This is a genomic window from Serratia sp. 25CWL12, assembly GCF_055790885.1.
The window spans coordinates 1,687,317-1,702,348 of the sequence record NZ_CM147698.1 but is presented as its reverse complement, the minus strand read 5'-3'; the positions used below and the strand labels follow the sequence as shown (position 1 = coordinate 1,702,348).

The 15,032-nt window shown below is 48.5% G+C and carries 15 protein-coding genes; 6 read left to right on the top strand and 9 right to left on the bottom strand.

Features of this window, described 5'->3' with window-relative positions; genetic code table 11:
- Positions 1-4 precede the first annotated feature (4 nt).
- From acpP to yceD, 7 genes are all read right to left on the bottom strand, one after another.
- Positions 5-241 carry an acyl carrier protein gene (gene acpP, locus ACX9GV_RS07390; RefSeq protein ID WP_004719003.1) on the bottom strand — a complete coding sequence of 79 codons (237 nt, stop codon included), beginning with the start codon at positions 239-241 and terminating at the stop codon, positions 5-7.
- 154 nt (positions 242-395) lie between these two features.
- Positions 396-1,130, bottom strand: coding sequence for a 3-oxoacyl-ACP reductase FabG (gene fabG, locus ACX9GV_RS07385; RefSeq protein ID WP_473198000.1), 735 nt, complete (start codon positions 1,128-1,130; stop codon positions 396-398).
- Positions 1,131-1,146: 16 nt separating this feature from the next.
- The gene (fabD, locus tag ACX9GV_RS07380; protein ID WP_473197592.1) at positions 1,147-2,076 is read right to left on the bottom strand and encodes an ACP S-malonyltransferase; all 930 of its coding nucleotides are present in this window, start codon (positions 2,074-2,076) and stop codon (positions 1,147-1,149) included.
- Positions 2,077-2,094: 18 nt separating this feature from the next.
- Positions 2,095-3,048 (bottom strand): beta-ketoacyl-ACP synthase III, encoded by a 954-nt coding sequence (locus ACX9GV_RS07375; RefSeq protein WP_473197591.1) that lies wholly within the window; start codon positions 3,046-3,048, stop codon positions 2,095-2,097.
- Positions 3,049-3,054: 6 nt separating this feature from the next.
- Positions 3,055-4,089, bottom strand: coding sequence for a phosphate acyltransferase PlsX (gene plsX, locus ACX9GV_RS07370; protein WP_473197590.1), 1,035 nt, complete (start codon positions 4,087-4,089; stop codon positions 3,055-3,057).
- Between the two features lie 12 nt (positions 4,090-4,101).
- Positions 4,102-4,269: a 50S ribosomal protein L32 gene (rpmF, locus tag ACX9GV_RS07365; protein WP_004943042.1), complete on the bottom strand. Its 168-nt coding sequence runs from the start codon at positions 4,267-4,269 to the stop codon at positions 4,102-4,104.
- Between the two features lie 16 nt (positions 4,270-4,285).
- Positions 4,286-4,807 (bottom strand): 23S rRNA accumulation protein YceD, encoded by a 522-nt coding sequence (gene yceD, locus ACX9GV_RS07360; protein ID WP_023492213.1) that lies wholly within the window; start codon positions 4,805-4,807, stop codon positions 4,286-4,288.
- Between the two features lie 141 nt (positions 4,808-4,948).
- Between yceD and ACX9GV_RS07355 the strand changes: the two genes are divergently transcribed.
- Positions 4,949-5,530 carry a Maf family protein gene (locus ACX9GV_RS07355; RefSeq protein WP_473197589.1) on the top strand — a complete coding sequence of 194 codons (582 nt, stop codon included), beginning with the start codon at positions 4,949-4,951 and terminating at the stop codon, positions 5,528-5,530.
- Between the two features lie 3 nt (positions 5,531-5,533).
- Here the strand turns inward: ACX9GV_RS07355 and rluC are convergent, their stop codons facing one another.
- Complete coding sequence (gene rluC, locus ACX9GV_RS07350) at positions 5,534-6,496, bottom strand: 23S rRNA pseudouridine(955/2504/2580) synthase RluC (protein ID WP_473197588.1); 963 nt, start codon at positions 6,494-6,496, stop codon at positions 5,534-5,536.
- Between the two features lie 615 nt (positions 6,497-7,111).
- Here rluC and rne point away from each other — a divergent pair.
- From rne to ACX9GV_RS07325, 5 genes are all read left to right on the top strand, one after another.
- On the top strand, positions 7,112-10,420 hold the full coding sequence (gene rne / locus ACX9GV_RS07345) for a ribonuclease E (protein ID WP_473197587.1): 3,309 nt from the start codon (positions 7,112-7,114) through the stop codon (positions 10,418-10,420).
- A 240-nt stretch (positions 10,421-10,660) separates the two neighbouring features.
- Positions 10,661-11,713, top strand: a complete 1,053-nt coding sequence (pyrC, locus tag ACX9GV_RS07340; RefSeq protein ID WP_473197586.1) for a dihydroorotase — start codon at positions 10,661-10,663, stop codon at positions 11,711-11,713.
- A 79-nt stretch (positions 11,714-11,792) separates the two neighbouring features.
- Positions 11,793-12,032, top strand: a complete 240-nt coding sequence (gene dinI, locus ACX9GV_RS07335) for a DNA damage-inducible protein I (protein ID WP_023492207.1) — start codon at positions 11,793-11,795, stop codon at positions 12,030-12,032.
- 257 nt (positions 12,033-12,289) lie between these two features.
- A complete protein-coding gene (gene bssS, locus ACX9GV_RS07330; RefSeq protein WP_037386300.1) occupies positions 12,290-12,544 on the top strand; it encodes a biofilm formation regulator BssS in 255 nt (84 codons plus the stop codon).
- A 478-nt stretch (positions 12,545-13,022) separates the two neighbouring features.
- Positions 13,023-13,646 carry a LuxR C-terminal-related transcriptional regulator gene (locus ACX9GV_RS07325; protein WP_473197585.1) on the top strand — a complete coding sequence of 208 codons (624 nt, stop codon included), beginning with the start codon at positions 13,023-13,025 and terminating at the stop codon, positions 13,644-13,646.
- A 10-nt stretch (positions 13,647-13,656) separates the two neighbouring features.
- Here the strand turns inward: ACX9GV_RS07325 and ACX9GV_RS07320 are convergent, their stop codons facing one another.
- Positions 13,657-14,715: an AI-2E family transporter gene (locus ACX9GV_RS07320; protein WP_023492570.1), complete on the bottom strand. Its 1,059-nt coding sequence runs from the start codon at positions 14,713-14,715 to the stop codon at positions 13,657-13,659.
- Positions 14,716-15,032: the final 317 nt, after the last annotated feature.

The window sequence follows — 15,032 nt, the reverse complement described above, 5'->3', positions numbered from 1 at the left end:
TCGCTTACTGTTGGCTAGCGTTGATAAAATCAATTGCAGCTTGAACAGTAGTGATCTTCTCAGCTTCTTCGTCTGGAATCTCAGTGTCGAATTCTTCTTCCAATGCCATTACCAGTTCAACGGTGTCAAGAGAATCAGCACCTAAGTCTTCGACAAAAGAAGCATTATTCAAAACTTCTTCCTGCTTAACACCCAGTTGCTCAACAATGATTTTCTTAACGCGTTCTTCGATAGTGCTCATACTCTTAAATTTCCTATCAAAACTCGCTTTCGCGATGGTTTTCGTAGTTTATAAAAAGTTAAAAAAGATGCAACTAAAACCCGGCTGCTCAAACCATGATTTTACGCTATTTTGCGGTTTTTCCCGCAAATAACGCAAATAGTTTTCACATTTTTTAAATCATGTACATGCCGCCATTGACATGTAACGTTTCACCGGTGATGTAACTCGCCTCGTCAGAGGCTAAAAATGCAACGGCGCTGGCGATCTCTTTAGCATCCCCAAGTCGGCTAGCCGGAACCTGTGTCAAAATGCCAGCACGTTGATCTTCTGTCAATGCCCGCGTCATGTCTGTTTCAATAAAACCTGGCGCCACGACGTTGACCGTAATACCACGTGAAGCGATCTCACGTGCCAAAGATTTACTAAACCCTATCAAACCCGCTTTGGCTGCCGCATAGTTGGCTTGCCCAGCGTTACCCATCGTCCCCACAACGGAACCAATGGAAATAATACGACCAAAGCGTTTTTTCATCATTGCGCGCATTACCGCTTTTGACAGACGGAATACTGAAGTCAGATTAGTGTCAATAATCTCCTGCCACTCTTCATCCTTCATGCGCATCAATAGATTATCACGGGTAATACCGGCATTGTTGACTAAAATGTCGATTTCGCCAAATTCTTCACGAATTGAGGACAACACATGGTCGATAGATTGTGCATCCACAACATTGAGCATATACCCTTTGCCGTTGTTGCCCAAATAGTTACTGATCGCGTCAGCACCGCTCTCGCTGGTTGCAGTACCAATAACTTTAGCACCGCGCTCAACAAATAATTCGGCAATGGCCCGCCCAATACCACGGCTTGCCCCCGTAACCAGAACAATTTTTCCTTCGAAGCTCATCATTTTCCTCTTTTCTTTATTGGCCTAGTGCTGCAGCCAGGCTGGCAGTATCATTTACCGCAGCGGCTGCCAGAGTGTCAACAATGCGTTTGGTTAACCCTGTCAGCACCTTACCTGGACCCACTTCCAGCAGCAGAGTTACCCCATCTGCGGCCATAAATTGTACGCTTTCAGTCCAGCGTACCGGGTTATATAACTGCCGCACCAACGCATTACGAATAGCGTCTGGTGAAGTCTCGATGCGCACATCAACGTTATTGACGACGGGCACCTGAGGTGCACTGAACGTCACCGCTTGTAACGCTACCGCCAGTTTATCAGCCGCTGGTTTCATCAATGCACAGTGGGAAGGAACGCTCACAGGAAGTGGTAAGGCACGTTTTGCACCAGCAGCCTTACACGCTGCCCCTGCACGTTCTACTGCCTCTTTCTCCCCAGCGATCACCACCTGACCTGGTGAATTGAAGTTTACCGGTGAAACCACCTGCCCTTGGGCCGACTCTTCACAGGCTTTGGCAATAGATTCGTTATCCAAGCCAATAATGGCATACATGGCGCCAGTACCTTCAGGCACCGCTTCCTGCATCAACTTACCACGCAACTCCACCAAGCGGATAGCAGCGGTAAAATCCAACACCCCAGCACATACCAAGGCTGAATACTCACCCAAGCTATGCCCGGCCATCATGGCAGGCATGTTACCGCCCTGCTGTTGCCAGACACGGAAAATAGCCACACTGGCAGCCAACAACGCTGGCTGTGTCTGCCAGGTTTTATTTAGCTCTTCCACCGGGCCCTGTTGCACCAATTGCCATAGATCATACCCCAACGCGGCTGAAGCTTCACTGAACGTCTGTTCCACAATGGGGTACTGCGTAGCCAAATCAGCTAACATACCAACGGTTTGTGACCCTTGGCCTGGAAAAACAAAAGCAAATTGCGACATATCTATCTTCCTGTCAAATCAAAAACGAACCAGCGCCGAACCCCAGGTAAAGCCGCCGCCGAAGGCTTCCAACAACACCAGTTGCCCACGTTGTATCCGCCCGTCACGTACTGCTTCATCGAGCGCTGCAGGAACGGAAGCCGCTGACGTATTGCCATGACGATCAAGCGTCACCACAACCTTATCCATTCCCATGCCCAGTTTTTTTGCCGTCGCGCTGATAATACGTAGATTTGCCTGGTGCGGAACCAACCAATCCAGTTCACTACGTTCAAGCTGGTTAGCCGCCAGTGTTTCATCGACAATATGCGCTAATTCCGTCACCGCGACCTTAAAGACTTCATTCCCCGCCATGGTTAGATAGGCCGGTTTTTCCGGGTCCTGGCGATCATGATACGGTAAGGTCAGCAGGTTGCCATAGCGACCATCCGCATGCAGATGAGTAGAGATAATACCCGGCTCTTCAGAGCGCCCCAATACCACCGCACCTGCCCCATCACCAAACAGGATCAGGGTGCCACGATCTTCTGGGTCGAGTGTCCGTGACAACATATCAGAACCGATCACCAGTGCATGTTTCACCGCACCATTTTTCACATACTGATCGGCTACACTCAACGCATAGGTAAAACCAGCACAAGCGGCTGCAATATCGAAGGCTGCACAATCCTGGATCCCCAATAACTGCTGCACTTGGCAAGCCGCACTGGGGAACGCATGGCTTGAACTGGTGGTTGCCACCACGATCAAACCGATATTTTCTTTAGCCACACCGGCCATTTCCAATGCCTTAGATGCGGCATGGAAACTCATGGTTGCCACTGTTTCGTCTGGGGCAGCAATACGACGCTCACGAATACCAGTACGGGTGACAATCCACTCGTCAGTGGTATCCACCATTTTTTCTAAATCGGCATTGGTGCGTACTTGTACCGGGAGATAACTCCCCGTACCGAGAATCTTAGTATACATGTACGATCAGTCACTCTTGGGTAATACAGTTTCAAGGCGCGCAGCAATCCTGTCTGGAACTTGCCGCTGCACCGCTTGTGCCGCCTGCTCAATAGCAACGGCAAATGCGCGTTGATTCGCTGCACCGTGGCTCTTGATTACAGTTCCCCGTAATCCTAACAGACATGCGCCATTATACTGGTCTGGGTTCAGATGACCGAAACGTTTTGCCACCTTTCTTTGCAGCCATTGGCCTAACAATTTCAACCACCATGACGTCTTCCCCCCTTCAGAGGATGACTTTAAGAGTGACAATAACACTCTTATCACGCCCTCCATGGTTTTCAGGGTGACATTACCGACAAATCCATCGCAAACCATGACATCGGTTTTACCGGTGAGCAATTCATTCCCTTCCAGGTAACCAATATAGTTGATTGCTGGCGTACTTTTTAGCACGCTTGCCGCTTTGCGGATATGATCCAGGCCTTTGGTCTCTTCCTCACCAATATTGAGCAAAGCAACACGTGGTTGCACAATACCCAATACCGCCTCCGCCATCACCGATCCCATCACGGCAAATTGCACCAACATGGTACTGTCGCATTCCACGTTGGCTCCCAGATCCAACAACACGGTTTTACCGTGCTGCTGGTTAGGTAACACCGTCATCAAAGCGGGTCGTTCAATACCATCGAGCGGCTTGATCAATAATTTAGCCAAGCCCATCAACGCACCCGTGTTACCCGCACTGACACAAGCCTGTGCATCTCCGCTGTTAATCAGCTCCAGCGCAACTCGCATCGAAGTCCCACGGCTGGCACGGATCGCTTGTGACGGTTTAGCATCACCAGCAATCACCGATTCGGCAGAAATAACCTGCAAACGCTTCAGTAATAACGGGTCAACGGTGGTGAGTAACGGAGAGATAGCGTCGGGATCACCGACCAAAAGAAGATGAAGCTGTAAATTAGAAGCTAATGCCTGCAGTGAAGCAGGCACCGTAACGCAGGGACCGAAATCCCCGCCCATTGCATCTAACGCCAGGGTTAGACGAGCCAAGATATCGCTTACTTAGCCGATAACCTTGCGACCGCGGTAGAAACCGTCGGCAGTGATGTGATGGCGACGATGAGTTTCGCCAGAAGTCGCATCGACAGACAATGTAGTTGTGGTCAGGGCATCATGTGAACGACGCATACCACGCTTGGAACGGGTTGGTTTGTTTTGTTGTACGGCCATGGACCTTACTCCTTGATTACTTACGCTTTAAACTGGCTAATACGGCAAATGGATTAGGTTTCTCCGCCTCTGCAGGCAGTTTGCCAAATACCATGTCCGCTTCGGACACTTCACAGTGTTCAGATTCATGTAACGGAACGACAGGCAGTGAAAGAATGATTTCATCTTCAATCATTGCCAGCAGATCGACTTCACCAAATTCGTCAACTTCGATCGGCTCGTACGCTTCCGGTAATGCCTCAGCCTGTTCATCATTGACGACCGGGCTAAAACAATATGTTGTGTGGACCTGATGTGCAAACGGCACACCACAGCGCTGGCACATCAACGTTACCGCGACATCCGCATGCCCTGTTATCACCGCTAGACGTTGGTTGTCGATATTAAACGACAACTCGACTTCGACATCACAATCCACACTGACCACAGAATCGGCAATACGTGTCACCTGCTCAGGAGTATAAACACCTGTATAATCCAGGCGCTTCTGAGCGGTACGTACCGCATCAATGGTCAAGGGTAATTTTACCTTTTGCATAGGGCGCGCATATTAACTTTGTAACGACTTAGAGTCAAAGAAAAAGGCCATAAAATGGCACCTTTCACCAATATTCGCTTCCAGAGCGGCAGACAGTTTAAAATGAGTGACCTCTTTGCGCTATGGTTTGTGGAAAAAATAATGCAACAAATCTTACTGGCTTCAACCTCAATATATCGCCAACAACTGCTGGAAAAATTGCATCTGCCTTTTATTTGTGCCGCCCCGCAGACTGATGAAACCCCGCTTGCGGGGGAAAATGCAGAAGCGCTGGTATTACGTCTTGCCGCAGCAAAGGCGCAGTCTTTGGCCTTGAGCTACCCTGATCATCTGATTATCGGCTCAGATCAGGTTTGCGTTATCAACGGCAAAATCACCGGCAAACCCCATACCGTCGAAAATGCCTGCAAACAATTGCACCATGCTAGCGGTCAACGGGTGACCTTCTACACTGGGTTAGCGCTCTACAACAGCCGCAGCAAACAATTACAAACCCTATGCGAGCCTTTCCATGTCCATTTTCGTGAATTGACTGCCAGCGAAATTGCTACCTATGTTGAACGGGAACAACCGCTCAACTGTGCGGGTAGCTTCAAAAGTGAAGGATTAGGCATTGCGTTATTTCAAAAACTCGAAGGCCGCGACCCAAATACACTGATTGGCCTGCCGCTGATTGCATTATTGGCCATGCTACGGGTCGAAGGCATCAACCCGCTGGCATAAAGATTATTTTTTAGCGGCCTGCGCGCGCAACACTTGTAAGCAATGACGTAATTCGTCATCCATTGGTGCTTCGATACGAACGGTTTCACCACTGGCAGGATGTTCAAAACGCAGCATGGCCGCATGCAAGAACAAGCGTTTCAGGCCTGTAGCCGCCAACTGACGGTCAAATTCCCGGTCGCCATAGCGATCATCAAACGCGATAGGATGTCCAGCATGCAAGGTGTGCACACGAATCTGATGTGTGCGCCCCGTGATTGGGCTGGCCTTTACCAAGGTGGCATAGCCAAAACGCTCTTCCACCTTAAAACGGGTTTCTGAAGGTTTACCTTCACTATTAACCCGGACAATGCGTTCACCACTTTGCAAAATATTTTTCAGCAACGGTGCCTGTACCACCTTGCAATGGGATTGCCACTCCCCCCGCACCAGCGCCAGATAATCTTTCTGCATTCCTTTTAAACGTAATTGTTCATGAAGGGAACGCAGCGCTGACCTTTTCTTGGCCACCATCAATACGCCAGAGGTATCACGGTCCAGCCGATGCACCAATTCAAGAAAGCGGGCTTCAGGACGTAATGCACGCAACCCTTCAATCACACCAAAACTCAAGCCACTGCCGCCATGAACTGCGGTGCCGGAAGGTTTATTCAACAACAACAGATGGTCATCTTCATAAAGGATGCAGTCCGCCAACGCGGCTACTTTATCCAGCTTGGCAGAAACCGGGGCATCATCACGTTCGGCAACACGTACCGGTGGAATACGCACCACATCACCCGCCACCAATTTATATTCAGCCTTGATGCGCCCTTTATTGACCCGCACCTCGCCTTTTCGCACAATGCGATAAATCATGCTCTTAGGCACACCTTTCAAGCGTGCAAGCAAAAAATTGTCGATTCGCTGACCGGCTTCATCATCAGAAATCGTGATTAACTGTACTGTCGGATTGGTCGTTTTCATGGTGCGAGATTCTAAATAGAGCCAGTGAATAGCGCCACCTCTTTTTATGTGCTTAACTACAATCTATACCTTGCTTTGTTCAGCTTGTTGTCAACATGAAGCAGTTTGAAAAGTGGCAGGTAGAGACCCAAGTTTCATACAAGCTACAGGTCATTGGGATACTACAAGACCCCGTCAATTGTAAGGTTGTCGGCGTCATAAGGAAAAGTCATCTTGCTATAGCAGTACCAGCAATGGAATAATGCAGTAACTTTCCGTGCTGATTCCCATTAACATGGGGAAAATTGTGGAATTATATAGTTTGTCTGATAGCACAAAAGCGCAGCAATGGCGTAAGACGCAATGTGAAATCAAACAATTAGCGGGCTGCGGGTTGCAGCTTGGCCGCTAGATGGAATCAGATCTGTCAACATAAGTCAGAGGCTATTCCCAAAGTTAAAAAGCGCTGTTTTTCAAAAAGAAATTCAGGCTTGCCGAAATTATGCGCCCCTATGCAAGCGACAACCGTGAGGTTGACGACTTTGCGAGATGACACGGGGTTTTCGGTTGAACACGGCCATGAAGTGATTGTGCCCGCAGCTTTGTCGATAATGTAAAAATAATGAGTAAGTTAAGATGAAAAGAATGTTGATTAACGCAACTCAGCAAGAAGAGTTGCGTGTTGCCCTTGTAGATGGACAGCGGCTGTATGACCTGGATATTGAAAGCCCTGGCCACGAGCAAAAAAAAGCTAACATTTACAAAGGAAAAATCACTCGCATTGAACCCAGTCTTGAAGCCGCGTTTGTCGATTACGGCGCAGAACGACATGGTTTCCTCCCTCTGAAAGAAATCGCTCGCGAATACTTTCCCAATAATTACTCCTCTCATGGCCGCCCAAACATCAAAGATGTATTGCGTGAAGGTCAGGAAGTCATCGTTCAGGTTGATAAAGAAGAACGTGGCAACAAAGGGGCCGCTTTAACGACCTTTATCAGCCTGGCAGGTAGTTACCTTGTTCTGATGCCTAACAACCCACGCGCTGGGGGCATTTCACGCCGCATTGAAGGTGACGACCGTACCGAACTGAAAGAAGCACTCTCTTCGCTACAACTACCAGACGGCATGGGGCTGATTGTGCGCACTGCAGGTGTGGGCAAATCTGCTGATGCATTGCAATGGGACCTGTCGTTCCGTCTCAAACACTGGGAAGCCATCAAAAAAGCGGCAGAAGGACGCCAGGCCCCTTTCCTGATCCATCAGGAAAGCAATGTGATAGTCCGCGCGTTCCGTGACTATCTGCGCCCAGACATCGGTGAAATTCTGATCGACAACCCTAAAGTGCTCGATCTGGCCAAAGAGCATATTGCTGCACTGGGGCGCCCGGATTTCACTAGCAAGATCAAGCTTTATAGTGGTGAGATCCCACTGTTCAGCCATTATCAGATTGAGTCGCAAATCGAGTCGGCCTTCCAGCGTGAAGTGCGCTTGCCTTCTGGTGGTTCCATCGTTATCGATACCACTGAAGCCTTGACCGCCATTGATATCAACTCTGCCCGAGCCACTCGCGGTGGTGATATTGAAGAAACCGCTTTCAATACCAACCTGGAGTCTGCAGATGAAATTGCGCGCCAATTGCGCCTGCGTGACTTGGGTGGCCTGATCGTTATCGACTTTATCGATATGACACCGGTTCGTCATCAGCGTGAAGTAGAAAACCGCCTGCGTGACGCGGTGCGTCAGGACCGTGCCCGTATTCAGATTGGACGTATTTCCCGCTTTGGCCTGTTGGAGATGTCTCGCCAGCGCCTCAGCCCATCATTAGGTGAGTCCAGCCATCATGTGTGCCCACGTTGTACTGGCACCGGCACTATTCGTGATAACGAATCCCTGGCTCTCTCTATTCTTCGTCTGATCGAAGAAGAAGCACTGAAAGAGAATACCAAAGAAGTCCACGCTATCGTTCCAGTTCAAGTGGCATCTTACCTGTTGAATGAAAAACGTGATGCTGTCAGTGCGATTGAAAAACGCCAAGGTGGTGTGAAAGCGATCATCGTGCCTAATGATCAAATGCAAACACCGCATTATTCAGTGCTCCGTGTGCGTAAGGGTGAAGATACCCCAACACTGAGTTATCTCTTACCGAAGTTGTATGAAGAAGAGATGGCACAGCCGCAAGAAGATGCGCCGATGGAGCGCAAACGCCCGGAACAACCGGCATTAGCCTCTTTTACACTGGCAGCCGAGGCACCACCATCAACTGACGACCCTGTTATCAGTGAACCAGCAGCAACGGTTAAAACAACCGTTAAAACAACGGTTCAAACAACGGTGTCCGCAACAACTGCTGACAAACCCGGGCTGTTAAGCCGCCTGTTTGGTGGCCTTAAATCGATGTTCTCGGGTGTTGATGCGCCAAGTGCAGACAAACCGGCAGAAAGTCCGGCCCAGGAAGAGAGCGACAACCGTCGTCAAGACCGCCGAGGTCAACGCCGCCAAGGCCCTGGCCGTAATAATAAAGGTGAGCGCGGTGATCGCAATCGTGGCGAAGGTCGCGATAACCGTGAATCGCGTGACAATCGTGACAATCGTGACAATCGTGACGAACAGCGTAGAAATAATCGCCGTAACAGCCAGCAGAATGCGCAAGCTACCGTCAACAGTGAGGTTCAACCTACTGAAGAAGCAGCGAAACCGCAACGGGATGACCAACAACAGCGTCGTGAACAACGCCCTGAACGTCAACGCCGCCGTCAGGACGAAAAACGCCAATCCCCGCAAGAAGTCAAAGCGATCGAAAGTGCAGATGTGGTGATCATCGCTAATGACGAAGAGCAAGAAGATCGTTACCAGCAGCCATCACAGCGCCGCCAACGCCGTCAGCTCACGCAGAAAGTTCGCGTTCTGTCGGTAGAGGAAGAGCTGCACCGTGCAGCAGAAGAGTTACTGGCTCCTAAAGCGCCTCAGGTTCCGGCAGAAGAAAAACACCTTCCGGTGCAAGAAGATAGTGTGAAGCTGCTGCCACAGGCAATCGCAGAGCCGTCTACCGCTGATGCACCAGCCGATCACCGTGATCGCAATAATACTGAAAATGGTATGCCGCGCCGCTCTCGTCGTTCGCCGCGTCATTTGCGCGTCAGTGGTCAGCGTCGTCGTCGCTATCGTGACGAGCGCTATCCAACCCACGCACCAATGCCACTGGCTGGCGCTTTTGCCTCACCGGAATTAGCTTCAGGTAAGGTCTGGGTAAGCTATCCAATCGTACAAGCGGTGCCATCGGCTGAAGTTCAGACTGAAGCCACAACCGAAAACGCAGCAGTGGTAACAGAATCACTAACCACTTTACCGGTCATGGTTGAAATGGTCTCCGTACAACAACCTGTTGTCGATACCGTTGAGATCCAGCCAGTTGTGGAAGAAGTCCTTCTGCCTGCAGCCACTGAATCAGTAGTGACTGAATCGGTAGTGACTGAATCAATAGCGCCTGAATCAGTAGTGATAGAAACAGCATCGGTAGAAGTCATCGCTGAAGTACCGAGTGAAAACGTGCTGGTTGAAACACCGGTTGCCATGACAACATCGCAACCCGTCGAAGCAGAGGTTACAGTAGTGACTACTGAACCAGAAGCAACAACAGTAAGCGAAGTTATTGCGCTGCCAGAACAAGTGCTGCCAGAACAAGTGCTGCCAGAACAAGCAATGCCTGTTGTGGTTGAGCAAATAGCGCCAACACCGGTTATTAATGCACAACCAGTGCTGTATAAGCACATAGCAACCGCGCCAGTGACTAAAGCACCGGCACCGGCTTACCAAGCGGAAGTGGTACCCGCGAGTGACTGGCAACGTCCTGCCTTTGACTTTACAGGTAAAGGTGCCGCTGGTGGGCATGCAGCTGTCAATAAAGCGATTGCACCGGCTACCAAGCCACAGCCGATTAATGATTAAGTTATACGGCGTGCTCGCATAGCCGTTTAACGGCAAATGACCTTAACCCGCCCTGAACCAGTCTGGTCAGGGCGGTTTTTTATATCTGCCGATACAGACCGTTCTCATCTATGTCGCTAAGAACCCATTATCAACAAATAGATGCATCGCAAGCCATTTCCGCTTATCCTTACACCCCGGCGTAAATAACCCACAGTTACGCGCTTCTATTCAGCCTTTTAACTGCCGGAGCCCCACCCTATGACAGCACAACCTCAAACCCTGAAAATCCGCCGTCCTGATGATTGGCACCTCCATCTACGTGATGATGACATGCTGAAAACGGTTCTGCCCTATACTAGTCAAGTATTTGGCCGGGCAATTGTGATGCCAAACCTGGCCCCCCCCATCACTAGCGTTGCCGCAGCATTAAGTTATCGGGAACGAATTATGGCCGCCATCCCGGTGAATCATCATTTCAAGCCCTTGATGACTTGCTATCTGACTAATTCACTGACAGCGGAGGAATTGGCAAAGGGTTTCGAACAGGGTGTGTTTACTGCAGCTAAACTCTATCCTGCCAATGCGACCACCAACTCCAGCCATGGTGTCAGTGACGTTAAAGGGATTTATCCTTTATTCGAGCAAATGCAGAAAATGGGGATGCCACTGCTAATCCATGGTGAAGTGACTGATAAACATGTCGATATTTTTGACCGAGAAGCCTATTTTATCGATCAAGTAATGGAACCTATTCGCCGCCAGTTCCCTGAATTGAAAATCGTTTTCGAGCATATTACCACTAAAGAAGCGGCGCAATACGTATTGGCAGGCGACCGATTTCTGGGAGCAACCATCACCCCGCAGCACCTGATGTTCAACCGTAACCATATGCTGGTTGGTGGTATTCGCCCTCACCTGTTTTGTCTCCCAATCCTCAAGCGTAACATTCACCAAGATGCGTTATGCCAGGCTATTAGCAGCGGGTCAGACAGATTCTTTCTGGGAACGGATTCTGCTCCTCATGCAAAGCATCGCAAAGAATCAAGTTGTGGTTGTGCTGGTGTTTTTAACGCACCGAATGCCATTGCTGTATACGCGACGATCTTTGAACAACTGGGCGCATTGGAGCATCTGGAAGCCTTTAGTTCTCTCAATGGCCCGCGCTTCTATGACTTACCCGTCAACGAGGATTTCATCGTGTTGCAGCGGCTAGCCGTTAGCCAACCAGAGGAAATTACTTTAGATAATAAAGAAGCGATTGTGCCTTTTCTTGCTGGTGAGAACATCAATTGGTCAGTGGTTGATTGCTAATATTTTTCATCTTGATTTATACTTGCCTCCATCATTCATATACTGTATAAATAAACAGTCTTGAATGCTGGGGGTTACCATGCGTGTTGAAATCACTATTGATAAAACCAAACCACTGCCACCAGGAGCAATTGAAGCCCTGACAAACGAATTCAGTAAGCGGGTGAATCGTCAATTTCCTGACGCCGCAGTACAAATTCGCTATGCCAGTGCTAACGGGCTCTCGGTGTTGGGCGGTAATAAAACAGAGAAAGAGCTGATCGCGGAAATACTTCAGGAAACCTGGGAAAGTGCCGACGATTGGTTTACTGCAGAGTAATTCTGCCATGTAGTCGTTGTTTTGCCGGAGGTCGCTCTTCGGCTTTTTTATTTTCTCTAATTCGCCCTATACTCTAAATAATTCGAGTTGCTTGTAGGTGGCAAGTCCGCTCACACCCAAGCAGTTTGAAGAATGACGAGTATAAAAAGATCCACACCTGAATATTGACGCTTATACTGTAATAACTCATCTCAACGATGATATGCACTGCTCCTCGTAACTAACCTATGCTTGTCACTACTTGATAAGGGGTCTCTATGGGCAGAAATGATGAAGTAATACAAACACATCCACTGGTTGGCTGGGATATCAGCACAGTCGATGTTTATAATGCCATGATGATTCGCCTTCATTACCTATCTTCACAAGACCAATCAGCCGAAGAGGCACAAGTTGACCGGACGCTTTGGCTAACCACGGATGTTGCCCGCCAATTAATCAATATCCTTGAGGCTGGCATCGCCAAAATAGAATCAACCGATTACCAAGATCTTGACCGAAGAAAACATTAATTTGCCCCAGCGTCATTCAAGTTGCAGGTAGTAGTAATCCAGTAAGAGCGCCTAAATGGCGCTCACTAGATTGTTTGCTCTTTCATCTTGAATCGCTGCTAAAAGCCAGTAAAATTACAGGGCGGAATAACTGCACGTAATAGAGTAACAGGTAGGAGTTAGGCATGTTAGCAGCTAATACAATGCAGCCACTTGAATAGACTAGGTATGTCTACCAGGTAAGTACCTCATCATCTCGATATCTGGGAAAACCTAATTCGAAAATAACCTAGAATTGAGTAGCGTCTCCATCTTGTAACGCAAATTATTTGTAGTATAGTTTGCCGTCAGGATACCCAGCTATCGCATCAGGATTCAGGATTGAACGTACTGCTGCATAGGGAGTGATCTAAACCTGTATAATCTGCAGGTTTATGCTGGTTGGCACTCACCAGCGACTTACATGTAATAAAAATATACTACTAACAAGGATGTCAGTATGAAACTGCTCGTTATGGATGAATGTGGCTTCACTCGTTTGGGGGTCGCCAACTGCTTTACTGATCATGTCTTCGCTTCTGTGACCTGTTGCCAAGACATTCAATCTGCGCTGTTGCTATTAGCCAACATCAAACCTACCCATATCCTGCTGAACTTAACCGATTACTGCCGGTATAGTGAAAATAACCCGCTGATTCAGACCTTTTTCAACGCAGCCCGGCAATCAACACTGTATATCTACCTTGATGCACCTTATCCCTACAGCGATATGCCAATGCGAATTGCCGATAACACCTTTATGTTCAATAAGGCGGCGATGCTTGACGTATTGAGTTTATTGCGTGATAGACCGGTTAGCTTAATGAACAATGGGTACTATTCACTCTTCAGCCCACAAGAACTCGCGGTAATGAGATATTGGATGTCTGAAATACCCAACTATCGCATTGCCAAAAAGCTGGATATCAGCACCCATACTGTATATGTACATAAACGTCATATCACCGAAAAGGTCAATGTTCGTAACCGGTTAGAATTTTACTCACTGTATAATGTGTTACGTTATTTTTATCCATCAACCCCAACGTTAACCCAGCCTGCGATGGAGTTGTTAGCCGTGTAATCACGGCAACTTATTCTGCCGCTGTTTCTTTTTTTACCTGCCCATCCCCCAGGATCACCGCTACCTTATAGCCCCCGTCCATCGTTTCCAACGAGATGCGGGCAATCATAGTCAGTGGCACCGATAGCAACATACCCACTGGCCCCATCAACCAGCCCCAAAAAATCAGCGAAAGAAACACCACCAATGTAGAAAGCCCGAGCCCACGTCCCATAATACGCGGCTCCACAATATTACCGATAATCAGATTAATCAGGATATATCCCCCTGCTACCGCCAGTGCATCAGCAAATCCATTAAATAACAGCGCCTGAATCAGCGGTGGGATAGCCGCAATGACAGAACCAATATTAGGAATGTAGTTGAACATCACGGCCATCATGCCCCAGATAAAGGCAAAGCGTACCCCAATCCAACTTAGAAAGCCCCAGACAATCAGCCCTGTCACCAAGCTGAACATAGTTTTGATCACCAAGTAATGTGTAACCCCTTTCAGGGCACGTTTGATGGTAACCATCCCTTCTTTAGGTTTATCCAATGCCTGCTGTAGTTTGAAGGGCAACACCTTGACTTCAAACAGCATAAAAACCACGGTCATCATTAGCAGGAAAACACTGGTCATCACCCCGGAAAGTTGGCTTAACAGCCGGGTCACCAGATTCATCGTGGTGCCAGGATCAACCAACTTAATTATCGCATCAGCCGAAAAAGTCAGGTCGATATTGAAACGTTCAGCGTAATATTGCAGATCATGCAACTTTTCCAGCATTATCCCGCGGTATTGTGGCAATGTCCGTGCAAACTCATTCAGTGATGAGGCAAGCATACTGATGAATGTGAACAATATCACCACTATCGCCATCACTATCAGCATCACCCCTAATCCTCTGGGTACCCGCCAGCGTTCCAACAAAGCGACTAACGGATTCAGCACAATCGCCAGGAACACCGCTAGCAAGAACGGTACGACGATATCTGCAGCCGCCTTTATTCCAGCAAGGATCACCACCAACATCGCCAGCATTATCAGCAAACGAAGTTTACGATCATTAAACTCAACGTTATTCATTTGATTTCCTTGCGTCAAAGGCCTGCAGATTCAAGAACACGTCTATTATACACATCACATTCACGTTGTGAGGGATTGACTGCATTACTCGCCCTGACAAAGTCACTCAAGTGACGTTAAGTGGTAACTTGAGGCAAATTATCTATACTCGCCATACTTCAAGCTGCTTGGGTTCTGGCTGCGGTTACTCGTCTCATCCATGCGACTCGCCGCTGATGGGGCCAACGCAAGCGTTGTACAAATCAGTCCTGACCGATTTGTCGCTCAGTTGCTGCCTACAAGCAACTCGAATTATTTAGGTTATAGAATGAATAAAA